Below are 24991 nucleotides of genomic sequence, written 5' to 3'. Positions count from 1 at the left end.
AAGAAAGCAAGCCGAAACCAGGCTTGTTCGGGCCTGCCTTGCCGTCCCTGAGGCAACTCCCTCAACGTCTCAGACGGGCGGAGGGTTGATCCGGGCGAAGCCCTCCTGTCGATAATAGGGGAAGTGGGGATAGGGCGCCGTCGTTGCGCTCGCCGCGTCGAGGCGGTCGATCTGTTCGGCCGACAGGGACCAGCCGACGGCGCCGAGGTTCTGGCGCAATTGCTCCTCGTTGCGCGCTCCGATGATGACGCTCGAGACGGTCGGGCGCCGGAGCAGCCAATTGATGGCTACCTGCGGCACGGTGCGGCCGGTTTCCTCCGCGATCTGAAGCAGCACCTCAACGATGCCGTAGAGCTTTTCGTCGTCGACGGGCGGGCCGAAAGCGGCGGTGTCGTGCAGCCGGCTTCCGTCCGGCCACGGCTCGCCGCGGCGAATCCTGCCGGTCAGCCGCCCCCAGCCAAGCGGACTCCAGACAAGCGCACCGACGCCCTGGTCGAGACCGAGCGGCATCAGTTCCCACTCATAGTCCCGCCCGACCAGAGAGTAGTAGACCTGGTTGGCGACGTAGCGCGGATAGCCGTGCCGGTCGGCTATCGCGAGCGATTTCATCAATTGCCAGCCGGAGAAATTCGAAACGCCGACATAGCGCAGCTTGCCCGATCGCACGAGCATGTCGAGCGTCGACAGCACTTCCTCGATGGGGGTATCGGCATCGAAGGCATGCAACTGCATCAGGTCGATATAATCGGTGCCGAGCCGCTTCAGAGCGGCGTCGACGCCTTTGATGAGGCGCGCACGGGACGATCCGGCATCGTTCGGCCCGTCGCCGACCGGGAGCGATATCTTCGTCGACAGGAGCACCTCGTCGCGCCGCCCCTTGATCGCCGCCCCGAGAATTTCCTCGGAAGCACCCTCCGAATAGACGTCCGCCGTGTCGAAAAGGTTGACGCCCGCCTCGAGGCAGATGTCGACCAGGCGGCGGGCCTCCGCCTCCGCCGTCGTACCCCAGGCACTGAAAAGCGGACCCTTGCCGCCGAAGGTGCCTGCGCCGAAGCTGAGCGCCGGCACTTTCAATCCGGACGAACCGAGACGTCGATATTCCATTCCAAGATCTCCTTGATGCTCATGTCTTTCCTGCGACGAGAAAGATGGAGCAGAGCGAAATTTGGATATAGACTGGCGGCGGGCACATTATCTGTGAGTTGAATTCACATGTCGCGACCCTCGGTCAACCGTTCGGGCGAAATGGAGGTCTTCGCCAAGGCGGTGGAGCTCGGCGGCTTTTCCGCCGCCGCCCGCCACTTCCGCATGACGCCTTCGGCGGTCAGCAAGCTGGTGCTGCGGCTCGAAGAGCGGCTCGGCGTCAGGTTGGTCAATCGCTCAACGCGTAAGCTACAGCTTACGCCGGAGGGACATGCCTTCCATGAGCGCACGACGCGGATCCTCGCCGATATCGACGAGGCCGAGCGTTGCGCCTCGGCCGGAGAAAGCCCGACCGGCCGCGTGCGGCTGAATGTCAACGCCTCCTTCGGCACCCATATCCTGATGCCGCTGGTGCCGGAATTCCGGGCCCGTTTCCCGGCCGTCACGCTCGAGATCGTGCAGACCGACGCCGTCGTCGACTTGATGGAAGCGCGCGCCGACGTGGCGGTCCGGGCGGGGCCGCTGAAAGGCTCGACACTGATCGCCCGCAAGCTCGGCGCGACGCGGATGATGATCGTTGCAGCGCCGTCCTATGTGGAACGAAACGGCATGCCCGCGAGCCTCGGGGACTTGCGCGCTCATGAGCGACTAGGCTTCTGCTACATGCGCGTCGTCGATGGCTGGCCGATCCGGGACGGAGGCGAGACGATCGTGCTGCCCGCCTCGGGGGCCGTGCAGGTGAGCGACGGTGAGGGGCTGCGCCACCTTGCCCTTGCCGGCGCCGGGATGGCGCGGCTTGCCGAGTTCGCGGTGCGCGAAGACGTTCGCGCCGGCCGGCTGCTGCCGGTTCTCGAGGATCTGAACCCGGGGGATCTCGAGGAGATCCACGCCGTTTTTCTGGGGCAGGGCGGGGCTCTCCCATCGCGCGTGCGTGCGGTTCTCGACTTCCTCGCCAGCCATGCCCGCGTGACGCCGGTGCTGCCCGAAAGTTTCAAACGGCAGAGGGTACGAGCCTCGAAATAGGGGAAGGCTCGCGAGAACCGCGAGCCTTCTCAGTGACCGTCAGCGCTTCGGTGCGACGAGCGCGAAAATCGCTCCCTGCGGATCGGTCGCCTGGACGATCCAGGCGCCGCCGGGCACCTCCATCGGTTCCTGAATGATCTTGGCGCCGCCGGACTTGGCGCGGTCGATCGCCGCGTCAAGCGCCTCGACGTTGAAATAATAGAGCCAGTAGGGGGCGGGTATTTCCTTCGGCTTGGTCATCATGCCGCCGATCGGCTGGCTGTTGAAGGCGAAGATCTGGTAAACGCCCATCTCGCCCATGTCCATCGCCTGGTCCTTGGTCCAGCCGAACAGCTTCGAATAGAAGTCGAAGGCGGTATCGAGGTCGCCGGCCATCAGTTCATGCCAGCCGACGTTGCCGGCGGCCATCTGGTCCATGGCCGGCGGCGGTTCGCCATCACCCTTGAACAGGGCGAAAGCCGCGCCGTGCGGGTCGGTGACGATCGCAAAGCGGCCGACCCCGGGGATGTCGTCCGGCGGGCGGTGGACGGTGCCGCCTGCGGCGGCGAGCTTGTCGGCGGTCGCATCGACGTCATCGACCGCCACGTAGCCGAGCCAGGCCGGCGGTACCTTCATCTCAAGCGCGCCGTCGGGCATGGTCATCAGACCGGCCACCTGGTGCTCGCCCTTGGAAAAGAGCGTGTAATCCATGCCGGGCATGCCGGCGTCGCGGGCGGACCAGCCGACGACACTCTTGTAGAAGGCTTCGGCGGCCTTCGTGTCCGTCGTCATCAGTTCGTACCAGATGAATTTTCCATGCATGATTGCTTCTCCCGGTTGTTTGATGCACGCAGCATTGCTATCGGCGTCGGTATTCCGCCTTCATCAATTCCTTCCAGCTTCCGTCTTCGGCCTGGACGTGGGCCGTTAGCGTCCTGTGGTTCGCGTCCTTCAGCGTTATCCTGTCCTGGTACTTGGCGGACCTGCCGGGACTCTCGAAGTCCGGGCCGTCGCAATTCAGCGCGAGCGTCTTGCCGTCATCTTCGATCTCGCCGTCATAGACCCACATATGGGTCATCATCGAGCCGACCCATGTGCCGACATAGCGGCCGGTCAGCGGATTGAAGCCGAGCGTCATCAGGGTCTGGCCAGGATTTCCGTCCGGCATGGTTCCTTGCCCTTCGCAAACGACCCACAATCCCTGCATCGTACGGACATTCTCCACCCATGGCGCATTCGCCTCGCTTCCTGCCGGATCTTCGGACGCGACCGTCCATTCGCCGAGCAGTTGCTCCAGCCAGCGGTGTTCTTCCTGGGGCTCCGCTTTCACTTTTTCCTCCTTGGTTTTTCACCCATGGGCGGTTTCCCGGCCTTGAGCTTTTCGATTGCATGGCCTTCCATGCCCGATGCTACGACGCACGGAGCCTGAAATAGGGCCGGTGGCCGCTAAGTCCATTCGGTCGCATCAGGCATGCCGTCTCGGGAGTGCTCGGCGCCGTATCCGTCCTCCTCCAGCACCGGTTGTGATGCAGCTTGAAAATGCGATGAGCAGGTCGAACGGAAGGAAGCATTGTCATTTCGCTTGACTATTTACGTTGATATCAACATTAGTCGTTTATGTCAAAGCCGCCGCTCATCCCCTTCTCGACCACGCTCTTCGTCCGGGACACCTGCCTCTGCCTGCATGTCCAGCGTGCCGCCCGGGCACTGGCGCGTCGCTTCGACGAGGCCTTGCGGCCGCTCGATATCACCAACGGGCAATTCTCGCTGCTGATGTCGCTGAACCGCCCGGAACCGCCGAGCATGAGCGCGGTGGCGTCGTTGCTTGCCATGGATCGCACGACGCTGACGGCGGCGTTGAAACCGCTGGAGCGCCGCGGTCTGCTGGAAACCTTCGTGGACGCACAGGACAGGCGGCTGCGTCGCCTGCGCCTGACGGAAACGGGCGAGCGGCTGCTGGCCGAAGCCGTGCCGATCTGGAAGCAGACGCATGCAGCCATCGATGCGCATCTTGGCGAGGCCGCTTCCGACAGGCTGCGGGCCGAGCTTCTCGCGCTTACATAGTATCCGTCGCGAACCGATCAGGATGAACTGCGGCGTTCGCCGACGAGCGTGACGATCTCGGTGATCAGCGCCGTCGCCTGCCGCAGTCTCTCTTCTCCCATCTCGGCGCCAAGTTGGTTCGCCCAGACGGCTTGTCGCGCGGTGATCTCCGTCAGCGCGGCCTCTCCCTTTGGCGTGAGTGTCATCAGCTTGGCGCGCTGGTGTGCCGGATTTTGCCGGTAGGCGAGCAACCCGTCGGCCTCGAGGAGATCGGCAATGCGTTGCACGCCCTGCCGCGCCAGTCCAAGCGCGCGGGCGGCATCGGCAACCGACATCGTCGCATGTCTCGCGGCGGCCAACACCTGCCAGCGAGCGCTGGTCTGGCCAGACGGCTGCGCGAGCCTATCTCCTTCAAGGGTCAGATGTCCGGCAAGGCGAATGACCAAGATGGCGAATTCGGCGAAAGCATCGCCGGAAGGCGTACGAAGAGGTGAACTCATGTTGACAACATGTTGTCGTTGCGGATAAAAGATTTTGACAATAAGTTGTCATGGCGAACCAGGCTTGGCAAGTGCGACGTTCCAACACGGGGAGGATCGAGATGAAGATGACCTACAAGGGTAGCTGCCACTGCGGACGGATTCGCTACGAGGTCGATGTCGATCTCGAGGCCGGGACCAGTCGATGCAATTGTTCCTACTGCTCGAAAATGCGCTATTGGGGGGCGTCCGTGAAGCCGGAGGATTTCCGGCTCCTCTGCGAAGAGAGCGGTATCGGAGACTATCAGTTCGGCACGATGAGCGGCCATCACCGGTTCTGCATGAACTGCGGCACGGCGCCCTATGGGCACGGATATGTCGAGGAGATCGGTGGAGCCTTCGTTTCCATCAATATCGCCTGCCTGGACGGGATCGATCCGGCCGTGCTGGCGACCTTGCCGATCCAATACATGGATGGGCTTCACAACAACTGGTGGAACGTGCCGGCCGAGACGAAACACATGTGATATCAAAGCTCGAAACGAAAAAGGCTCCCGCCGTGGCAGGAGCCTTTTTTGTTGGCGGCGTTGCGCCGACTATCGGTCGCCGAGGTCGCGCACGGCGCCGCGATCGGCGGAGGTTGCGAAGGCGGCATAGGCCTTGAGCGCCGTCGTCACGCGGCGCTTGCGCTGTTCGGCCGGTTGCCAACCCTTGGCATCCTGCTCGGCGCGGCGTGTGGCAAGCTCGGCTTCATCGACCCGCAGGCTGATCGTGCGGTTCGGGATGTCGATGTCGATGATGTCGCCCTCGCGGACGAGCCCGATCGTGCCGCCATTCGCAGCTTCCGGCGAGACATGGCCGATCGACAGTCCGGAGGTGCCGCCGGAGAAGCGGCCGTCGGTGATCAGTGCGCAGGCCTTGCCAAGGCCCTTCGACTTCAGGTAGCTCGTCGGATAGAGCATTTCCTGCATGCCCGGGCCGCCCTTCGGCCCCTCGTAGCGGATGACCACCACGTCGCCGGCCTTGATCTCGTTGCCGAGGATCGCCTTGACGGAGGCGTCCTGGCTCTCGAACACCCGCGCCGGACCGGAGAACTTCAGGATGCTCTCGTCGACGCCGGCCGTCTTCACGATGCAGCCGTCGAGCGCGATGTTGCCCTTCAGGACCGCGAGACCGCCGTCCTTGGAGAAGGGATGTTCGACCGAGCGGATGACACCCTTTTCGCGGTCGGTATCGAGGTCGTCCCAGCGGGCCTCCTGGCTGAAGGCCACCTGCGTCGGGATGCCGCCGGGGGCGGCGCGGAAGAAGTTGCGGACCGTTTCGCTTGACGTTCGGGTGATGTCCCAGCGGTCGATGGCGTCGCCGATCGTCTCGCTGTGCACGGTCGGGCAATCGCGGTTGATGAGGCCGCCTTTCTCGAGTTCGCCGAGGATCGACATGATGCCGCCGGCGCGATGCACGTCTTCCATGTGCACGTCGCTCTTCGCCGGCGCGACCTTGGACAGGCAGGGAACCTTGCGCGACAGCCGGTCGATGTCGTCCATGGTGAAATCCACTTCGCCTTCGTAGGCGGCGGCAAGGATGTGCAGCACGGTGTTGGTCGAGCCGCCCATGGCGATGTCGAGCGCCATGGCGTTCTCGAAGGCTTTCTTCGACGCGACCGAGCGCGGCAGGATGCGTTCGTCCTCCTGCTCGTAGTAGCGGCGCGCCAGGTCGACGACGAGGTGGCCGGCCTCGACGAAGAGACGCTTGCGGTCGGCGTGGGTGGCGAGCGTCGAGCCGTTGCCGGGCAGCGACAGGCCGAGCGCCTCGGTCAGACAGTTCATCGAATTGGCCGTGAACATGCCGGAACAGGAGCCGCAGGTCGGGCAGGCGGAGCGCTCGATGACCTTGACGTCCTCGTCGGAAACACTGTCGTCGGCGGCCGCCACCATCGCGTCGACGAGATCGAGTGCGTGCTTCTTGCCGTGCAGCACCACCTTGCCGGCTTCCATCGGCCCACCCGAGACGAAGACAGCCGGGATATTGAGGCGCAAGGCGGCCATCAGCATGCCGGGAGTGATCTTGTCGCAGTTCGAGATGCAGACCATGGCGTCGGCGCAATGGGCGTTGACCATGTATTCGACGCTGTCGGCGATGATCTCGCGCGACGGCAGCGAATAGAGCATGCCGTCATGGCCCATGGCGATGCCGTCATCGACGGCGATGGTGTTGAATTCCTTGGCGACGCCGCCGGCCGCCTCGATCTCGCGGGCGACGAGCTGGCCAAGATCCTTCAAATGCACGTGGCCGGGCACGAACTGCGTAAACGAGTTCACCACCGCAATGATCGGCTTGCCGAAGTCGCTGTCCTTCATGCCCGTTGCGCGCCAGAGGCCGCGGGCGCCGGCCATGTTGCGGCCGTGAGTGGTGGTGCGGGAGCGATAGGCAGGCATGACGTGTTCCTTCACGGACGAATATCGATACGCGAATATGGCGATCCTTGAGCGCCGGTCGAGGGGGTACTAGCGCAAAATTGCGCGCGCGTCATCTTTCGCGTCAGATTATTTCCGCCCCGCGGGTGGTCGCGCGCCGGTCCTAGTCGCGAGCTTGGCGGGGCCTCGTCGCTGGCGGCGCTCGAGACCTCGCCCGGAAGTCTTAGTTGCAAGGGGCGTTCGATCTCCGCCAGGATGGCGCATTGCCAAGCCGGATCAACAAGTCCATTGTTTTTGCAGCATTCACGCCCGTGCAGCGGAATTCTTCGCTGCCGGGGGCGTAGTGAGGTTCGTCCGCGATGAACTGCCATGAATGCGGTAGCGAAATAGAGAGCGGCTTCGCGTTTTGCCCGAAATGCGGTGCCAAGCAGCAGAGTTCGTGCGCCTCTTGCGGCTATCTCTGTGCGCCGCATTTCGCCTTCTGCCCGCGCTGTGGCAGCCGGCTTGGAGAGCCTGCGGACGACGCACGACCGGCTGCAAAGCTGCTCCAGACGCCGCCTGTGCCGCGCGCGCCTCCGGCAGCGTCAAGCCCGGAAATAGGTGCCGACCGGCGTACGGTCACGGTCCTGTTCGCCGATCTTTGCGGCTTCACCGGACTCAGCGAGCAGATCGATCCGGAAATTCTGCAGGCGCTGCAGAACGAGCTCTTCGAGGCGTTGACCAGCGCCGTCGAGGCGTTTGGCGGATTCGTCGACAAATTCATCGGCGATGCGCTGCTTGCGCTGTTCGGCGCCCCGGTGGCGCATGAGGACGATCCGGAGAGGGCCCTTCGGGCCGCGTTCGAGATGCTCAATCGGGCCGCGCGGGTGAGTGACCGCTGGCACAGACGCATCGGTCTGCCGCTCAGCCTGCATATCGGCGTCAACACCGGCCCGGTGGTCACCGGCGGTTTCGGGGCGGGAGACACGAAATCCTATTCGGTCACCGGCGATACGGTGAACACGGCGCAGCGCCTGCAGGCGATGGCCGGCCCGGACGAAATCCTTGCAGGCCCGGTTACCCACAAGCTCACTCGGCATGCCTTCGCCTATGAGACGCTCGGTGCCGTTGCCTTGCGCGGCAAGTCCGGCAGCCTTCAGGTTCATCGCGTCACCGGCGCGCTCGAGGCGCCACGCCCGGCAAGGGGCCTCGACGCCCTCGGTCTGAGCGCTCCTTTCATCGGACGCGATACCGAGATCGCCCGCATGCGCGACTGCCTGGCCCTCGCTTGCGCCGGCACGGCGCAAGTCGTGCGCCTGACGGGAGAAGCCGGCATCGGCAAGTCGCGTTTGGTGCGCGAATTCCTGGCAGCTATCGGCGAGGACCCGCGCTTTGCGCATGTGGCCGTCAGGCGCGCGGCCTGTTCTCCGCTCGGCGAGCCGTCCTATGGGACGCTCGCAGCCGTGCTGAGCAGCGCCTATGGCATACCGGCCGGCGGCACGGCGGAGGAAACGCAGGAGCGGCTGGCGGCCGGTCTCGGCGAAATCGGCTTCAGCGCCGACGAGGTCGGTGAGGTGATGCCGCTTCTCTTCCATATTCTCGGTATGGGGGATCGCGAAGGCGCCCTGCAGCATGTGGCTCCCGACCAGATTCGGCGCCAACTCCTCTCGGTCATTCGCACGATGTTCGAGCGCAGGCTTGAACGGACGCCCTTGCTCATCGTGCTTGAGGATCTGCACTGGGCGGACTCCGCCTCGCTGGAGGCCTTGCGCTTCGTGCTCGACCGGCTGGATCGCCGCCCGCTGATGCTGATCACCACGCAGCGCCCCGATGCGAGCCCGGAGCGTCTGGCCCCGGGCCGCACGAGCGTCACCGCGCTGCGTCTCGGGCCGCTCTCTGTTGCCGATGGACAGCGGCTCCTTGCGGGTTTGTTCGGAGAGAATTGCCTGCCTGGAAGCCTGCGTCGGCAAATCCTGGCGCGTGCCGGCGGCAACCCGCTGTTCATCGAAGAAATCATCCGCGGCCTCATCGAGCTCGAAACGCTTCGCCGCGACGGCTCCCGATGGCATGTGGCCGACGGCGAAGCGAGCGTCGATATTCCCGTCGGTATCGAGGCGATGCTGCTGGCGCGGATCGATCGGCTGCCGCCGGAGGTGCGCCGTCTCGTCCATGGCGCCGCGGTCATCGGCCCCCGCTTCGACGCGGAACTGCTGGCCGTCATCGCCCTCCAACCGGGCGGCGTCGCATCGGGTCTGGAGTTGCTTTGCGATGCCGAGATCATTGAAGAGAGTGCCAGGGGCGGGACGCAGGCATCGCAGAGCTATCGCTTCGTGCAGTCGCTGCTGCACGAAGTCGTCTACAACAATCTCCTCGTCAAACGGCGGACGGAGATTCATGCGGCCATCGCAAACGCCCTGGAGCGCCGCTATGGAGAGAACCCGGAGCGTTTCGAGGATCTCGCTGTCCTCGGACATCACTACAGTCAGTCGGCCGATCGGGCCAAGGGAGCCCGCTATCTGATGGCCGCCGGAGACCGGGCAAGCCAGCTCTATGCCAACGAGGATGCAATCCGGTTCTATCGGCAGGCGATGGCGGCTCTTGCCACGCTCGGCGAAGAGCAGCCGGACTCGTTCGTCGCTCGCGAGAGGATCGCCGATCTCCTGGGCCCCTTCGGCGAGCGCGCCCAGGCGGAAGAGCACTACCGCGCGCTGCTCGACACCGGTCATGCCGCGGCAGATGCCGTGGCGTCCGCTCGAATCCTCCGCAAGCTCGGCCACCTTCGATGGGAGGCCGGCAAGCGCGATCAGGCGCAGGCGAACTTCACCGAAGCGGCCGGCCTCCTCGAACGCGCCGAGGCACCGATCGAAAGCGCGTCGCTGCTGCAGGAGCGGGGGCATCTGGCTTTCCGCATGGGTGACTATCACGGCGCCTCCCAATGGGCGGACGAAGCCTTGGAAAAGGTCAAGGCGCTTGGTCCGGATGTGAGCGGAGAGACCCACCGGGAGGTTGCCCTCGTGACCGCCGAGGCACTGAATACAAAGGGAGTGGCTCTCGCGCGACGCGGCCGTACGCAGGAGGCGATCGACGCTGTGGAGACGAGCGTTGCGGTCGCCGAAGCCGCGGCCCTGATGCACGCGGCCTGCCGTGGCTATACGAATCTCGGCGTGCTCTACACGATCGTCGATCCGAAGCTTGCCATCGAAATCTGCCGGCGTGGCCTCGACATGGCCCGCCGCATCGGCGACCTCGGCTTCCAGGCGCGGCTTCTCGCCAATCTTGCGGTCGCCCATTGCACCTTCACCGACCGCTGCTCGACCGAAGGCGTGCCGGCGGCGCAAAGGGCGATCGAGATCGACCGGGCGCTCGACCAGCGCGACCATCTGCCGGTGTCGCTGCTCGTGCTCGGGCAGATCTTCCAGTGCCACGGCCGGCCGGCCGACGCCCGCAAACTTTACGGCGAGGCGCTCGACCTTGCCGGCGAAACGGGCGAAGCGCAGGTCCTGTTTCCATGCTATGATGGCCTGGCGACACTTTGCCTAGATGAGGGCGAGCTCGCCGAGGCCGAGCGGCATTTCAGTTCGGCTCGCGACATCTGCGAGAGTCACGATCTCGACCCGGAAGCCTTGGTGATATTGCCGTTCCTCGATTGAACAGGCTCCAGTCACGCAAGGTCCGGAGAGAAAAGGTCGCTCGCCACAAGGGCCGGGTGCTGCAGGCGTGCAGGGAGGAGAACAGCCATGGCGGAATATGCCAGTTCCGGGCCATTGCAGCCTGGCGACCGGGCGCCGAACGTCGTGCTCGACGCGATCACCCAGGAGGGCAAGATCGCCCTCGACGATTTCCGGGGGCGCAAACCTGTTTTAGTAGGCCTGTTCAGAGGCTTGCAATGTCCGTTCTGCCGCCGGCAGATCGCCACGATGGCCCAGCTCAAGGCGGCTCTCAGTGAAAAGGGTGTCGAGACCCTGACGGTCGTGAATACGCCGATCGAGCGGGCGCGCCTCTATTTCCGCTACCATCCGTTGCCGAATCTGCTCGCCGCGGCGGATCCCGAACGGATTTCGCACCGAGCCTTCGGTCTGCCGAATCTCGAATTCACCGAAGACGAGGACGATTGGCCGCGTAAGCTGGGCATGCAGACGGTGATGTCGATGCGCCTTGACATGCCTGGCGTACTGCCGGAACCGATGGATCCGGTCGCGGCGTCGGATTATCTCCAGAAAGCCGACGGCTACGAGATGACCGATGACGACAGGCGGATGGAGGCCGTCGCCATGGCGCAACTCGTCGGGGAATTCCTGCTCGACCGTGACGGTGTCGTGCGATGGTCCTTCACCGAAGCCTCGCCGGACGGCCGCAACATGTTCCGTTCGCCTTCCCCGGACGAGGTGATGTCGGCAGCGTCACAGGTTGTTCATTGACAGCCTAAACGCCGAGACACCTTCCTGTGGGCGGACGGCGCCGGCCGCGTCTCTTAGACACCTGTTCGAACAAACAAAAAAGGCCGGGGTAAACCCGACCTTCCTCACACCTTCCGCCTTTGCCAGTCCATCCGTGGTCAATGACGAGGTGGGTCCTTTCTAGACCGCGATCATGACAGCCGGATGACGCGCAATCGAAGGCGCCGGTTGCATCGACTGCGAGGTCCACGTCGACCCGAACCCGTCGAAAGCAAGCCAGAGAATTAGGATTTCCTAAAGGATTCATCGACAAGATGTCGCCATGCGCGGCCTGCTACTCTTCATTGTTGCGTTGGCTGGCTTCTGGACGATCGACCGGATCGTCTGGGAGGGCGGGTACAGCCGGGCGGCCATGCGCGAAGCGAAGGAACAAGCGAATTCCCTTCGCTACCGCGTGGAATATTGGGTCAAGGACGTCGTCAGGCTCTAAAACGCGCCGCATTCAACGTATTCACGCGGCGCGCTTTGCTGCATGTCCCTCAAATCGACCTCGATTCAAGGGACAAAGACAAGCAATGCCGACGGGCAAACCAGCGCCAGCGATCGGCGGCCGGCGATCTTTCGGCCGCTGTAAGGCTACCGCTTGGGCGTGACGCCCTTGCTTGCCAGCCACGCCTCGAAAGTCCCCGGACAGCCATCGAGAATCCATTCTGCGCGGTACGAGAAACCGGGGGCTGCACGCCGATTGACGCTGATTTCATCAGCGAGGCGCTCGGTTAAGAGCGGCCCGTGGATCTTTCGGGGATACTTCTTCTTCACCTTCCTGATTCTCACTGCCATTCTCCCTCGCGATCCTTCGGAGCCCGAGGGTCGCACAGGGCACGTTTCAGTCAAGGATTACAAGAAATATCAATGGGATACAGACAAATCGGGCTAAGACCTCCGGCCCATTTTGCCGTCGGACCAAGGTCCTAAAAAGTTCGGCACCTTCGCCCTATCGCAGCTTTTCTACGGTTGACGAAGCGTGCGTTATCTCTCTTCATGGTTGTTTTTTGCTGGCTTACCTACCCGAATGTGTAACTGGACAGGTCCCGCGTCACGCAGCATTTTTACGCCGGGGGTGGACCATGTCGAGTATGCAGGAACTCGCAAAACAAAATCCCGGCCTTATCTCGGGGTGGCGTCTTTCAGTCGCCCTGTTGCCCGGCACACCTTTAAAATGGCTTCTGAGGCATGGGGAAATTGAAGAGGGCGCGAGCTGCCCCAGTGAAGACATCCCTGCGAGCTTCGCCGAGTGGATGCCCATTGTGAAGACATGGGAAGAGCTCGGTATCCCCGGCAAGGAATCCTCGCCCACGATGGCCTCGCCCGTTGGCCAGATACCGGTCGATGGAGGCGAGCTTCTGCCTTTCCTCATAAAGTACCGGTCGATTGTCGAACTCCTGCCCATCTCCCATCAGGGCCGCCAGATAAGACGGCTGAAAGCGGAGAATCCGGAATTTTCCCACCTGGTAGACCAGGCGAACAGGCCCGGCGCGGGAAAACTGAAGCGGTTCCCGGGAATCTACAAAAGACACCTGAGGAGGATCGGGAAGCGTTAGAGCGGCAAGACGGAGCCCGATCGGGCGCCATCGGCGGCTTGCCAAAGGACGCGGAGCGTCGGCAGCATGCGCCTCGAATGGTTCACTGGCCAGGGCGCTCCTGCGACGGGACAACCGCTCGGGCAGTCTCGAAGAAGCTCGGTGAATCCAAAGAGCGCTATGTAAAAAAGGCCCCTCGATTTCTCGAAAGGCCTTCAAATCAGAAACCTGGATGGTGGGCGTGACAAGGATCGAACTTGTGACCCCTACGATGTCAACGTAGTGCTCTCCCGCTGAGCTACACGCCCATCCGATGCGGCGCATAGACCATAAAACCGGCGTCGGCGTCAATAGGCTTTTCGAAGGTTTTTTGACAGAAAGTTCGACGGCGTCGGCGTCGACGGGATCGTGCAAGAACGCGTTCGGCCCTCTGCCCGCTGCGCGGGCAGAGGGCCGGCTAAATAATTGAAATAAAAGAGACCGCTGCCCGACGAAGGGGCAGCATCACCAACGGTTTGCGAACCGGGCGGGACGAATCGCAAGCCAAGACCGATCAACGAGATCGGCCGGCCGGCGATTTCACAGACGGGAGAAACCTTCTGGCCTCAGGCGGCCAGCATCTTGTTGACCTCGTTGACCAGGTCACGAAGGTGGAAGGGCTTGGAGAGAACCTTGGCGTCCTTCGGGGCCTTCGAGTCCGGGTTCAGCGCGACGGCGGCAAAGCCGGTGATGAACATCACCTTCAGGTCCGGATCGAGCTCGGTCGCCCGGCGGGCGAGCTCGATGCCGTCCATCTCGGGCATGACGATATCGGTCAGCAGCAGCGAAAAGGGCTCTTCGCGAAGCCGGTCGTAGGCGCTGGCGCCGTTGTCGTAGGACAGGACCTTGTAGCCCGCCTTTTCCAACGCCTTCACGAGGAAGCGGCGCATGTCGTTGTCGTCTTCGGCAAGGAGGATTTTCACAGTCATGAATTCAGCCGTGGCTACTTCTTTTCAATGCTTCTGGGATGCGGCAGCCTAGCAAACCGCAACAGCGTAAATATCCGGTGAACGGCAGGGGTCAACCCCCGGAACCGGCGGGAAGCCACTATGGACACAGAGCCGGCCAACTGGCAACATGATCCGCACAGCAAGATCCGCGTATGGTAAAAGGGTTCCGATGGGGGAAGTGGCCGAGTGGGACGTGTTCGAGGTCTTGGAACCCGCGAGCCAGCGGATCCCCTTCGTGTTCAACTCCCCGCACAGCGGCCGATATTATCCACAGACCTTTCTCGATCAGTCGCGACTTGATTCGCATTCGATCCGCCGGTCCGAGGACCACTTCGTCGACGAACTCTTTCAAAGTGCGACGCATCTTGGAGCACCGCTGCTCAGGGCGCATTTCCCGCGCGCCTTTCTCGACGTCAACCGGGAACCCTACGAGCTCGACCCGCGCATGTTCGATGGCGTGCTGCCGGCCCACGCCAATATCAGTTCGATGCGGGTCGCCGGCGGGCTCGGGACGGTGCCGCGGCTGGTTGCCGAGAACATGGAAATCTATCGCAGCCGCTTTCCGGTCGAGGAAGCGCTGGCGCGCATCGAGGCAATCTACAAGCCGTATCATGCGACGCTCAGGAGGCTGATCGCCCGCACCCATGCCCAGTTCGGCATGGCCGTGCTCGTCGATTGCCATTCGATGCCTGGAAACGTCCACCTGCCCGGAAGCGGCCAGCGCCCGGATTTCATCATCGGCGATCGTTACGGAACAAGCGCCGCAGCGGAGCTGTCACGCGTTGCGGTCGAACTGCTGGAAGAACTCGGCTATGCGGTGACCCGCAACAAGCCCTATGCCGGCGGCTTCATCACCGAGCATTACGGTCGGCCGACGCGCGGTCTGCACGCGCTTCAGATCGAGATCAACCGCAGCCTCTATGTCGACGAGTCGACATTGGTCAAAAAGCCCGGATTCGCGGCCTTGGCAACCGATCTTGCGACCTTCGTCGCGGCGCTGGCGCGCCATGTCGAGGACTACGGCGCCTATCTGCCGCTCGCCGCGGAGTAGCGGGAAAACACCCTGCGCTCAAAAAGAACCGCGCCAGCGGCGCGGTCAAGTCTAGGGAGGAAACACCCAAGGAGGGTATTTGCAGCCACGCGTGACTGCAGGAAAACAGTAATATTGCACTGCACAATTGTCAAGTTTTGGCGGGGCAGGTCTTTGCAGCGCAGCGGACGTCGGCCAGTGCCGTCGTTGCCTTTCGATAAATTTCCTCTATTCAGAATGCACTTCCTTCCTCTGCTCAAGAGAGTGACATGCTGCCCGACCGCTCCTTCTTCGACCGTCTCGCCGATGCCGCCAAGGCGGAAACCCTGCCGCGCTTCCGCACGGGCACAAGCGTCGTCAACAAGCTCGAAGGCGGTTTCGATCCCGTCACCGAAGCCGACCAGTCGGCGGAGGCGGCGATCCGGCGGCTGATCGAAGACAGTTTCCCCGAGCACGGCATCCTCGGCGAGGAGCACGGCAATATCGGCCTCGACCGCGAACATGTCTGGGTGATCGATCCGATCGACGGGACCCGTGCCTTCATTTCCGGACTGCCGGTTTGGGGAACGCTGATCGGGCTCTATCGCAACGGCAAGGCGATCATGGGCCTGATGGACCAGCCCTTCACGGGAGAACGCTATTTCGCCGACGGCCAGAAATCGATCTATCGCGGTCCGGGCGGCGAGAATGTGCTTTCAACGCGTGCCTGCGATGCGCTTTCGGACGCTGTCCTGTTCACCACCTCGCCGCATCTCTACACGGGCGAACTGAAGGCGCGCTTCGAGGCGCTGCAGGCAAAGGTGCGGCTCTTCCGCTACGGCTGCGATTGCTACGCCTTTGCGCTGCTTGCGGCCGGCCATGTCGACCTCGTCGTCGAATGCGGCCTCAAGCCCTATGACGTCGGCGGGCTCATTCCGCTGATCGAGCAGGCCGGCGGCGTCGTCACCGACTGGCAGGGCGGGCCGGCAGAAATGGGCGGCGAGGTCATTGCCGCCGGCAGTCCGGAGCTGCATGCGCAGGCATTGCAGATGTTGCGATCGCGCTGACCTAGGCATCCTCCATGGTGCGTGGCGGAAGCTCGGCCGCCTCGGCATCCGCCTCCGGAAGGAAGGCCAGGATCGCCGCGAGCGCCTGGGCGCGGTAGCGGTCGGCCTCCTGAAAGAGCTCGTGGCGGGCGCCATCGATCGGGATCAGATGCCCGGCGCGGAAATTGCTGGCGAGAAATTCCATCGCGAGATAGGGCACGAGAGCGTCGGCCGTCGGCGCCAGGATGACGGTCGGGACGATGACCTTCGTCAGGTGCTCGCGGCGCATCGCGCGCCTGATCGCTCTGAACGACTCGCTCAACCACCGGCCCGTCGGCGGCCCGATCCGCAAATGCGGACGGGCGTCGATCAAGGCCAGGTTGCGCTGATAACGCCGGCTGTCGGAGGTGAGCGGATTGTTCCTGAAGGGGGACTGGCGTTCCTTGTCGCGGCGCACCGGCAGGCTGCCGAGGCCGAACCAGCGCATGACGGTGGCAATCGCCACGATGCCGCGCTCGCCGATCGCCTGGCCGCTCAGGCCCAGGAAGGGGGCAAGCAGCACCATGCGGTCGATGCGGCTTGCCAGCATCGGCGCCAGCGACAGGGCGACCAAAGCGCCCATCGAATGGGCGACGATGGAGAAAGGCAGGCGCGTGTCCGGTAGGACGATCTGTTCGAGGAAGATCGTGAGGTCGCGCTCGTAATCGGCAAAATGCTCCACGTGGCCGCGGCCCGGCTGCGGCAAGAGCCGCTCGGATCCGCCCTGGCCGCGCCAGTCGAAAGTGGCGACCCAGAATCCCGCCGCGGTGAGGTCGCCGATCGTTTCGAAGTATTTCTCGATCGACTCGTTGCGCCCCTGCAAGAGCACGATCGTGCCGCGCGTCGCCGGCGCGTTCGCCTTGAACACCGCATAGCGGATCTTGCGGCCGCCGGCGCCGTCGAAAAAGCCCACTTGCGGCTTGCCCGGGATCGGATTGTCCGGCGTGGGATGAAGGATCGTCGTCATGATGCGCGTCGGCGAACGGAAACGAGGTCGGGTCCCTTCAGGGATAGGCGCCAGTCTCGCCTGCGTCAAAGAAAAAAGCCGGAAGCGGCGGATGAAATCCGGACGATCACCGCTTCCGGCCGCTGAAGGAGAAGGGACGTGTCACTTCAGCCCTGGGCGTTTCGGCCCAGTGCGCTTGTTTTAGTCGGTCGTGGCTGAACGGCGGCCGAACCCGTTGTTCATATGCCGTTCACCAAGCGTGCCGCTGCCGGAGAGGCCCTTGAACTTGCGCGAAGACGTTCCCATGTCTTGGTTGCGGACGCCGAAGACGGGTCCGTTCACCGGTCGCGTCACAGCCTTTCGGGGTGGCAGGCCAGACATCGCAAACCGTTGCTCTTGAAGGAGGACACCATGCGTCACTTTGATTTTTCCCCCCTCTACCGCTCCACCGTCGGCTTCGATCGCCTGTTCACCATGCTCGACAGCCTCGGCCAGCCCGATCAGGCGCAGACCTATCCGCCCTATAACATCGAGCGGACCGGCGAAAACGCCTATCGCATCACCATGGCCGTTGCCGGCTTCGACGAGAGCGAGCTTTCGGTCGAAGCGCGTGAAAACACGCTGACGATCAAGGGCGAAAAGAGCGAGGAGAAGGGCGAGGAAAGCCAGTTTCTCCATCGCGGCATCGCCAAGCGCGCCTTCGAGCGCCGCTTCCAGCTTGCCGACCATGTCGAGATCCGAGCGGCGTCGCTGAAGAACGGCCTGCTCCATGTCGATCTCGTGCGCGAGATTCCGGAAGCGGCAAAGCCGCGCCGTATCGCGATTGCTTCGGTCTCCTCTCAGCCCAAGCAGATCGAGGCCCAGAACGCCTGACGTCAACGATTAAGACTTCCAGAAACGGCGCCCATGGGGCGCCGTTTTTTATTGGTGCGCCAGGCATGGCGCGTGGTGCGAAAGCACCGTTTGATCGGGATGGTATCCGGTCGATGACTTGGAGGTGGAAGTCCTCTACGGGCCCTGGTGATGGGAACCGTTAGCCGAACAGCAAGGGCGTCGTCGCGAGGCGGGGTCTGAAGGAAGCTGTAAGCAAAGTGCCGGCCTGACGAACAGGAAGCGCATATAAGGCGTCCGCATCCGGGCGAGGGAGCCAAAGTGCCCGAAGCCCGATATCACCCGGAGGGTGCGGGCGTAGATGCGACAGGTATATGGCACGAAGGTCGCGCGTTTTACCCTGGGAGACCTGCCGGCCTGCCTCTGGAGACAGATGTGCTACCGGCGTCGAAAGGCGTCGGGATGGGGCGGCAGGAGTCAGCAGAGGCCGTAGTAGCCGGACCAAGCGGTGAAGGGCTGAACCTGACATGCGAAGCAAGGACCGCTTTTCTGATCGCCTTGAGCAGATGCCTCGCAAGAGGACCTAAAGCTGGAAGTAGCGGACGGAATCCGTGAGACAAAGCTGGGCGCTTATAAGGTGACAGGCATTGAGGACCACGACGCCGAGGATGTCGGGAACCGCCGTGTACGGAACCGTACGCACGGTGGTGTGGGAGGAGGGATGCCGTAAGGCTCCCTCCTACCCGATCCATTGCTGCGCGTCCGCCCTCAGCAGGAGGCGACGAATCGGTCGACGTCTTCGGCTTGCGTGGCAAAACTGGTGACCAACCGGTAGAGGCCCTCGTCCTCGGCAAGGCTGCCGGCGAGATGGTGCGGCACGGGCCAGTCGTAGAAGACCGCCCCCTGCTGCTTCAGCCGCGTTGCCGCGCTGTTCTTCAGGATCACGAAGACCTCATTGGCGTCCGGTGCCCAGGCCAGCCGGCTCTCGGGCGAAGCCGAGATTCCCTCCGCCAGGCGACGCGCCATGGTGTTCGAATGGCGGGCCAGATCGAGCCATAGATCGCCGGCAAGATAGGCATCGAACTGGGCGGCGATGAAGCGCGACTTCGAAAAGAGCTGGGCCGAGCGCTTGCGCAGGAAGTGCATGTCGTGTGCCTTGGAGAGGTCGAAGAGAATGAGGGCCTCGGCGCACCAGCAGCCGTTCTTCGTCCCGCCGAAGGACAAAAGGTCGACGCCTCGCTTCCAGGTCATCTCGGCCGGCATGACGTCGAGGCTGACGAGGGCATTGGCAAAACGTGCACCGTCCATGTGCAGCGGCAGCTTGTGGGATTTGGCGATCGCGGCGATCGCCTCGATCTCGGCAAGCGAATAGACGGTACCGCTCTCGGTCGCCTGCGTCAGCGTCACCGCCATCGGCTGGCCGCCATGCACGAATTCCGGCGGAAACCGGCGGATCCCCGTCTCGAGCCTTGCCGCCTCCATCTTGCCAAGCTCGCCATCGACCGGGCTCAGTCTGGCACCATGCGAGAAGAATTCGGGCGCGCCGCATTCGTCGACATTCACATGCGCCTCTCGGTGGCAGAAGACGACGCCGCCCAGACGGTTGGCACTCGCCAGCGCAAGCGAATTGGCGGCCGTTCCGGTGCCGACGAAGAACACCGCGACTTCCCTTTCGAAAATCTCCGACAGGCGCTTTTCCACTTTCCGGTCGAGTTCGCTCGTGCCGTAGGCCGGGACATAGCCGTGGGAATGCGCGGCGAGGTTCTCGGCAATGGCCGGATGGGCGCCAGCCCAGTTGTCGGAGGCGAATATCATTGGCAAATCACCCTGTCTCTCGGGCCTTTGGCGGCCGCTTCGGCGAGACCTTAGCCGAGTTGGTCCGGCGCGCAATGATTTGCTGGGAGCCAAGGCCAACAGGAGACCACTTTGAAACCAAAGGTAAGAAACCGGCCCGGCCGCGTAATTTAATTTCAAAACTGCGAAATTTTCGGCAATGTTCGGCAAAATCTCCTCTATTATTTGCGACCATGCCCTTGCAGAGGGGGGCGCTTTCTGGCATAGAGCGCATGAAATAGGACAGGTTTGCTGTCCTATTTCGGTCTAGGGACCGGAACAATCGCCGGAAGGCCTGCGAAAAGCGGCCTCGGCGGTGGAGCGCAAGGGGTTTGGCCGTATTTCATGCGGCTGTTATCGCCTGCCATCACCATGGTCGCGGACATTCGTGCCTGATGAGCAGCGCTTTATTTGCGACCTGATCAGGATCATGCGACGATAATGCCCCGGCTTGCCGCAATGCGAAAACGCAACGTGGCGATAGCGCGCGGGCCGCGTTATCGCCCGGGATTCCGGGTTCAACAGGAGGGAAGACGGTGACGGATCATTCGCCATCACAACAGATTGGGCCCAACCTCGCGCACAGTGCCGCGACGGCTGTGAAAACGCCCGCATTCCCCTCCGGTCTGCCGCGAAGACAGGGCCTCTATGATCCGCGCAACGAACACGATGCCTGTGGCGTCGGCTTCGTGGCGCATTTGAAGGGGGAGAAGTCGCACCAGATCGTGCGCGACGGCCTCTTCATGCTCGAAAACCTGACGCATCGCGGCGCCGTCGGCGCCGACCCGCTGATGGGTGACGGCGCGGGCATTCTCGTGCAGATTCCCGACCGCTTCTTCCGCGAGGAGATGGCAAGCCAAGGGGTCACCCTGCCAAAGGCCGGCGAATATGCCGTCGGCTATCTCTTCATGCCGCGCGACGAAAAGCTTATCGCCCATTTCAAGGAGGTCATCAGCGAGGTGGTGGCCGAGGAAGGCCAGCATCTGCTCGGCTTCCGCGACGTTCCGGTCGACAATTCGTCGCTCTCCAAGGCGCCCGACATCGCCGCCACCGAGCCGCACCATGTGCAGGTCTTCATCGGCGCCGGCCGAGACGCTGCCACCAATGCCGAGTTTGAGCGGCGGCTCTTCACGCTGCGCAAGGTGATCTCCAACCGCATCTATGCGGAAGCGGATGGCGGCGACCTCGGCTTCTATGTCGTGTCGCTGTCGACCTCGACCATCGTCTACAAGGGCATGTTCCTCGCCTATCAGGTCGGTGCCTATTACAAAGACCTCGCCGACAAGCGCTTCCAGTCGGCGGTGGCGCTGGTTCACCAGCGCTTCTCGACGAACACCTTCCCGTCCTGGAAGCTGGCACATCCCTACCGCATGGTGGCGCACAACGGCGAGATCAACACGCTGCGCGGCAACGTCAACTGGATGGCGGCGCGGCAGGCGTCGGTTTCCTCGCCGCTGTTCGGCGACGACATCTCCAAGCTCTGGCCGATCTCCTACGAGGGTCAGTCCGACACCGCCTGTTTCGACAACGCGCTCGAGTTCCTCGTGCAGGGCGGCTATTCGCTGTCGCATGCGGTGATGATGCTGATCCCGGAAGCCTGGGCCGGCAACCAGCTGATGTCGCCGGAACGCAAGGCGTTCTACGAGTATCATGCGGCGCTCATGGAGCCGTGGGACGGGCCGGCGGCAGTCGCCTTCACCGATGGCCGCCAGATCGGCGCCACGCTCGACCGCAACGGCCTGCGCCCGGCCCGCTACATCGTCACCAGTGACGACCGCGTCATCATGGCGTCGGAAGCCGGCGTGCTGCCGGTCGATGAGGAAAAGATCGTCAAGAAGTGGCGCCTGCAGCCGGGCAAGATGCTGCTGATCGACATGGAAGAGGGCCGCATCATCTCCGACGAAGAGGTGAAGTCGTCGCTTGCCGGCAAGCATCCCTACCGCCAGTGGCTCGGCGATACGCAGCTGATCCTCGAAGACCTGAAGCCGGTCGAGCCCCGCGCGCTGCGTCGCGACGTGTCGCTGATCGACCGCCAGCAGGCTTTCGGCTACAGCCAGGAAGACACCAAGCTTCTGATGTCGCCGATGGCGACGACCGGCCAGGAAGCGATCGGCTCGATGGGCACCGACACGCCGATTTCGGCGATGTCCGACAAGCCGAAGCTGCTCTACACCTACTTCAAGCAGAACTTCGCCCAGGTCACCAACCCGCCGATCGACCCGATCCGCGAGGAACTGGTAATGAGCCTCGTCTCGTTCATCGGTCCGCGGCCGAACATCCTCGACCACGCCGGCATGGCGCATGCCAAGCGATTGGAAGTCCGCCAGCCGATCCTGACGAATGGCGACCTCGAGAAGATCCGTTCGATCGGCCACACCGAAGACCGCTTCGACACGAAGACGCTCGACTTCACCTATGACATTTCGCGCGGCGCGGAAGGCATGCCGGAAATGCTGGACCGGCTTTGCGAGCGGGCCGAAGCGGCCGTCAAGGGCGGCTACAACATCATCGTGCTCTCCGACCGGCAGATCGGGCCGGATCGCGTCGCGATCCCTGCGCTGCTCGCCACCGCGGCCGTGCATCACCACCTGATCCGCAAGGGCCTGCGCACTTCGGTCGGTATCGTGCTGGAATCGGGCGAACCGCGCGAGGTGCATCACTTCTGCCTGCTCGCCGGCTATGGCGCGGAAGCGATCAATCCCTATCTCGCCTTCGACACGCTCGTGGACATGCACAAGCGCGGCGATTTCCCGAAGGAAGTCGACGAGAAGGAGGTCGTCTACCGCTATATCAAGGCGGTCGGCAAGGGCATCCTCAAGGTCATGTCGAAGATGGGCATCTCGACCTATCAGTCCTATTGCGGCGCGCAGATCTTCGACGCCGTCGGCCTGTCGTCGAAGCTGGTCGACAAGTATTTCTTCGGCACCGCGACGACGATCGAGGGGATCGGCCTCGAGGAGATCTCGGCCGAAACGGTGACCCGCCACAAGGCCGCCTTCGGCGCCGACCCGGTGCTGGCCAACACGCTCGACATCGGCGGCGAATACGCCTTCCGGATGCGCGGCGAGAGCCATGCCTGGACGCCGGACGCCATCGCCTCGCTGCAGCATGCGGTGCGCGGCAATGCCGATGACCGCTACCGCGAATTCGCCGAAATGGTGAACGCGACGGCGTTGCGCATGAACACGATCCGCGGCCTCTTCACCATCAAGAGCGCCGAAGCCGCCGGCCGCAAGCCGGTTCCGGTCGAGGAAGTCGAGCCGGCAGCCGAGATCGTCAAGCGCTTCTCGACCGGGGCGATGTCCTTCGGCTCGATCAGCCGCGAGGCGCATACGACCTTGGCCAAGGCGATGAACCGGATCGGCGGCAAGTCGAACACCGGCGAGGGCGGCGAGGAGAGCGATCGCTACCTGCCGCTGCCGGACGGTTCGATGAATCCGGAGCGCTCGGCGATCAAGCAGATCGCCTCCGGCCGCTTCGGCGTCACCACCGAATACCTGGTCAATGCCGACGTGCTGCAGATCAAGGTGGCGCAGGGCGCGAAGCCCGGCGAGGGCGGTCAGTTGCCCGGCCACAAGGTGGATGCGACCGTCGCCAAGACCCGGCATTCGACACCGGGCGTCGGCCTTATCTCGCCGCCGCCGCACCACGACATCTATTCGATCGAAGACCTGGCGCAGCTGATCTACGATCTGAAGAACGTCAACCCGGAGGCCGATATCTCGGTCAAGCTGGTGTCCGAAGTGGGCGTCGGTACGGTTGCGGCCGGTGTCGCCAAGGCGCGCGCCGACCACATCACCATTGCCGGCTTCGACGGCGGCACCGGCGCCTCGCCGCTCACCTCGCTGAAGCATGCCGGCAGCCCGTGGGAAATCGGCCTTGCCGAAACACAGCAGACGCTGGTGCTGAACGGCTTGCGCTCGCGCGTCGCGCTTCAGGTCGACGGCGGCCTGAAGACCGGCCGCGACGTCATCATCGGCGCGCTGCTCGGCGCGGATGAATTCGGCTTTGCCACCGCGCCGCTGATCGCGGCCGGCTGCATCATGATGCGCAAGTGCCACCTGAATACCTGTCCCGTGGGTGTCGCCACCCAGGATCCCGTCTTGAGGAAGCGCTTCAAGGGCACGCCGGAACACGTCATCAACTATTTCTTCTTCGTCGCCGAGGAAGTGCGCGAAATCCTCGCCTCGCTCGGGGTCAGGAAGCTCGATGACATCATCGGTGCATCGGAACTGCTCGAGCGTGACCGGATGATCGAACATTGGAAGGCCAGGGGCCTCGACTTCTCGAAGATTTTCCACAAGGTGGAAGCGCCGAAGGAAGCGACCTACTGGACGACCCGCCAGAACCATCCGATCGACGACATTCTCGACCGCAGACTGATCGAGAAGGCCAAACTGGCGCTCGAAACCAAGGTGCCGGTCGCCTTCGAGGCGGAGATCAAGAACGTCGACCGTTCGGCCGGCGCGATGCTCTCCGGTGCGCTCGCCAAGCGCTGGGGCCATAAGGGCCTGAAGGACGACACGATCCACGTCACGCTCAAGGGCACGGCGGGGCAGTCCTTCGGTGCATTCCTGGCGCGCGGCATCACCTTCGAGCTCGTCGGCGACGGCAATGACTATGTCGGCAAGGGCCTTTCGGGCGGACGCATCATCGTCCGGCCGCCGGAAAACGCCAGGATCGTGCCGCACCAGTCGATCATCGTCGGCAACACCGTGCTCTACGGGGCGATCTCCGGCGAGTGCTACTTCAACGGCGTCGCCGGCGAGCGCTTCGCAGTTCGCAACTCCGGCGCGGTGGCGGTCGTCGAGGGTGTCGGCGACCATGGCTGCGAATACATGACGGGTGGCGTCGTCGTCGTGCTCGGCGGCACGGGCCGCAACTTCGCGGCCGGCATGTCCGGCGGTGTCGCCTATGTGCTCGACGAGGAGGGCGACTTCGCCCGCCGCTGCAACATGGCGATGGTCGAGCTGCAGCCGGTGCCGGAGGAGGACGATATGCTGGAGAAGCTGCACCATCACGGCGGCGACCTCATGTACAAGGGGCGGGTGGACGTCTCGGGCGACATGACGCGCCACGACGAGGAGCGGCTCTACCAGCTCATCTCCAACCACCTGCACTTCACCGGTTCGCCGCGCGCCAAGGAAATCCTCGAACACTGGGCGGATTACCGGCCGAAATTCCGCAAGGTCATGCCGGTCGAATACCGCCGCGCGCTTGAGGACATGGAGCGCATGAAAATCGCTGAAGCGGCCGAGTAA

At 63.5% G+C, this 24991-nt stretch carries 20 protein-coding genes and 1 tRNA gene; 11 read left to right on the top strand and 10 right to left on the bottom strand.

Annotated elements, in window-relative coordinates:
* Nucleotides 1-69 precede the first annotated feature (69 nt).
* Nucleotides 70-1104 (bottom strand): aldo/keto reductase, encoded by a 1035-nt coding sequence (locus tag NGR_RS25590; RefSeq protein WP_012709388.1) that lies wholly within the window; start codon nucleotides 1102-1104, stop codon nucleotides 70-72.
* Between the two features lie 108 nt (nucleotides 1105-1212).
* Here NGR_RS25590 and NGR_RS25585 point away from each other — a divergent pair, with 108 nt between their 5' ends.
* Nucleotides 1213-2166 (top strand): LysR family transcriptional regulator, encoded by a 954-nt coding sequence (locus tag NGR_RS25585; RefSeq protein WP_012709387.1) that lies wholly within the window; start codon nucleotides 1213-1215, stop codon nucleotides 2164-2166.
* A gap of 39 nt (nucleotides 2167-2205) precedes the next feature.
* Here the strand turns inward: NGR_RS25585 and NGR_RS25580 are convergent, their stop codons facing one another.
* Nucleotides 2206-2967 carry a VOC family protein gene (locus tag NGR_RS25580; protein ID WP_012709386.1) on the bottom strand — a complete coding sequence of 254 codons (762 nt, stop codon included), beginning with the start codon at nucleotides 2965-2967 and terminating at the stop codon, nucleotides 2206-2208.
* 37 nt (nucleotides 2968-3004) lie between these two features.
* Nucleotides 3005-3475: a DUF1579 domain-containing protein gene (locus NGR_RS25575; protein ID WP_012709385.1), complete on the bottom strand. Its 471-nt coding sequence runs from the start codon at nucleotides 3473-3475 to the stop codon at nucleotides 3005-3007.
* 287 nt (nucleotides 3476-3762) lie between these two features.
* Here NGR_RS25575 and NGR_RS25570 point away from each other — a divergent pair, with 287 nt between their 5' ends.
* Nucleotides 3763-4209, top strand: a complete 447-nt coding sequence (locus tag NGR_RS25570) for a MarR family winged helix-turn-helix transcriptional regulator (RefSeq protein ID WP_012709384.1) — start codon at nucleotides 3763-3765, stop codon at nucleotides 4207-4209.
* A gap of 17 nt (nucleotides 4210-4226) precedes the next feature.
* Here the strand turns inward: NGR_RS25570 and NGR_RS25565 are convergent, their stop codons facing one another.
* Nucleotides 4227-4688, bottom strand: coding sequence for a MarR family winged helix-turn-helix transcriptional regulator (locus NGR_RS25565; RefSeq protein WP_012709383.1), 462 nt, complete (start codon nucleotides 4686-4688; stop codon nucleotides 4227-4229).
* A 101-nt stretch (nucleotides 4689-4789) separates the two neighbouring features.
* On the opposite strand from NGR_RS25565, the gene NGR_RS25560 reads away from it, so the two are divergent.
* Complete coding sequence (locus tag NGR_RS25560; protein WP_012709382.1) at nucleotides 4790-5194, top strand: GFA family protein; 405 nt, start codon at nucleotides 4790-4792, stop codon at nucleotides 5192-5194.
* Nucleotides 5195-5263: 69 nt separating this feature from the next.
* Here NGR_RS25560 and ilvD read toward each other — a convergent pair whose 3' ends face one another.
* Nucleotides 5264-7102, bottom strand: coding sequence for a dihydroxy-acid dehydratase (gene ilvD / locus NGR_RS25555; protein ID WP_012709381.1), 1839 nt, complete (start codon nucleotides 7100-7102; stop codon nucleotides 5264-5266).
* A 338-nt stretch (nucleotides 7103-7440) separates the two neighbouring features.
* On the opposite strand from ilvD, the gene NGR_RS25550 reads away from it, so the two are divergent.
* The 3 genes from NGR_RS25550 to NGR_RS32460 all read left to right on the top strand — a co-directional run bounded on the left by NGR_RS25550 (nucleotide 7441) and on the right by NGR_RS32460 (nucleotide 11947).
* Nucleotides 7441-10710 (top strand): AAA family ATPase, encoded by a 3270-nt coding sequence (locus tag NGR_RS25550; RefSeq protein WP_012709380.1) that lies wholly within the window; start codon nucleotides 7441-7443, stop codon nucleotides 10708-10710.
* An 87-nt stretch (nucleotides 10711-10797) separates the two neighbouring features.
* Nucleotides 10798-11478: a peroxiredoxin-like family protein gene (locus NGR_RS25545; RefSeq protein ID WP_012709379.1), complete on the top strand. Its 681-nt coding sequence runs from the start codon at nucleotides 10798-10800 to the stop codon at nucleotides 11476-11478.
* 301 nt (nucleotides 11479-11779) lie between these two features.
* Entirely contained in the window at nucleotides 11780-11947 is a 168-nt protein-coding gene (locus tag NGR_RS32460) for a hypothetical protein (RefSeq protein WP_012709378.1), read from the top strand.
* A gap of 146 nt (nucleotides 11948-12093) precedes the next feature.
* Here the strand turns inward: NGR_RS32460 and NGR_RS25540 are convergent, their stop codons facing one another.
* Nucleotides 12094-12297, bottom strand: coding sequence for a hypothetical protein (locus tag NGR_RS25540; RefSeq protein WP_164924489.1), 204 nt, complete (start codon nucleotides 12295-12297; stop codon nucleotides 12094-12096).
* Nucleotides 12298-12584: 287 nt separating this feature from the next.
* Here NGR_RS25540 and NGR_RS25535 point away from each other — a divergent pair, with 287 nt between their 5' ends.
* Nucleotides 12585-13058: a hypothetical protein gene (locus tag NGR_RS25535; protein ID WP_012709377.1), complete on the top strand. Its 474-nt coding sequence runs from the start codon at nucleotides 12585-12587 to the stop codon at nucleotides 13056-13058.
* Nucleotides 13059-13270: 212 nt separating this feature from the next.
* On the opposite strand, the gene NGR_RS25530 is transcribed toward NGR_RS25535, so the two are convergent.
* Both NGR_RS25530 and cpdR1 read right to left on the bottom strand, forming a co-directional pair.
* Nucleotides 13271-13345: transfer RNA gene (locus NGR_RS25530), tRNA-Val, on the bottom strand.
* A 297-nt stretch (nucleotides 13346-13642) separates the two neighbouring features.
* Nucleotides 13643-14005 carry a response regulator CpdR1 gene (gene cpdR1 / locus NGR_RS25525; RefSeq protein ID WP_012709376.1) on the bottom strand — a complete coding sequence of 121 codons (363 nt, stop codon included), beginning with the start codon at nucleotides 14003-14005 and terminating at the stop codon, nucleotides 13643-13645.
* 190 nt (nucleotides 14006-14195) lie between these two features.
* Between cpdR1 and NGR_RS25520 the strand changes: the two genes are divergently transcribed.
* Complete coding sequence (locus NGR_RS25520) at nucleotides 14196-15077, top strand: N-formylglutamate amidohydrolase (protein WP_012709375.1); 882 nt, start codon at nucleotides 14196-14198, stop codon at nucleotides 15075-15077.
* Nucleotides 15078-15325: 248 nt separating this feature from the next.
* The gene (gene hisN, locus NGR_RS25515) at nucleotides 15326-16102 is read left to right on the top strand and encodes a histidinol-phosphatase (protein WP_012709374.1); all 777 of its coding nucleotides are present in this window, start codon (nucleotides 15326-15328) and stop codon (nucleotides 16100-16102) included.
* 1 nt (nucleotide 16103) lies between these two features.
* On the opposite strand, the gene NGR_RS25510 is transcribed toward hisN, so the two are convergent.
* On the bottom strand, nucleotides 16104-17087 hold the full coding sequence (locus NGR_RS25510) for an alpha/beta fold hydrolase (protein ID WP_012709373.1): 984 nt from the start codon (nucleotides 17085-17087) through the stop codon (nucleotides 16104-16106).
* A 390-nt stretch (nucleotides 17088-17477) separates the two neighbouring features.
* Here NGR_RS25510 and NGR_RS25505 point away from each other — a divergent pair, with 390 nt between their 5' ends.
* Nucleotides 17478-17939, top strand: coding sequence for an Hsp20 family protein (locus NGR_RS25505; protein WP_012709372.1), 462 nt, complete (start codon nucleotides 17478-17480; stop codon nucleotides 17937-17939).
* 726 nt (nucleotides 17940-18665) lie between these two features.
* Here NGR_RS25505 and NGR_RS25500 read toward each other — a convergent pair.
* Nucleotides 18666-19712 (bottom strand): threonine aldolase family protein, encoded by a 1047-nt coding sequence (locus tag NGR_RS25500; RefSeq protein ID WP_012709371.1) that lies wholly within the window; start codon nucleotides 19710-19712, stop codon nucleotides 18666-18668.
* Between the two features lie 554 nt (nucleotides 19713-20266).
* Here NGR_RS25500 and gltB point away from each other — a divergent pair.
* Nucleotides 20267-24991 (top strand): glutamate synthase large subunit, encoded by a 4725-nt coding sequence (gene gltB / locus NGR_RS25495; RefSeq protein ID WP_012709370.1) that lies wholly within the window; start codon nucleotides 20267-20269, stop codon nucleotides 24989-24991.

Source organism: Sinorhizobium fredii NGR234, from assembly GCF_000018545.1.
GTDB classification, from domain to species: Bacteria; Pseudomonadota; Alphaproteobacteria; order Rhizobiales; family Rhizobiaceae; genus Sinorhizobium; species Sinorhizobium fredii_A.
This window is presented reverse-complemented; position numbering and strand designations above follow the sequence as displayed.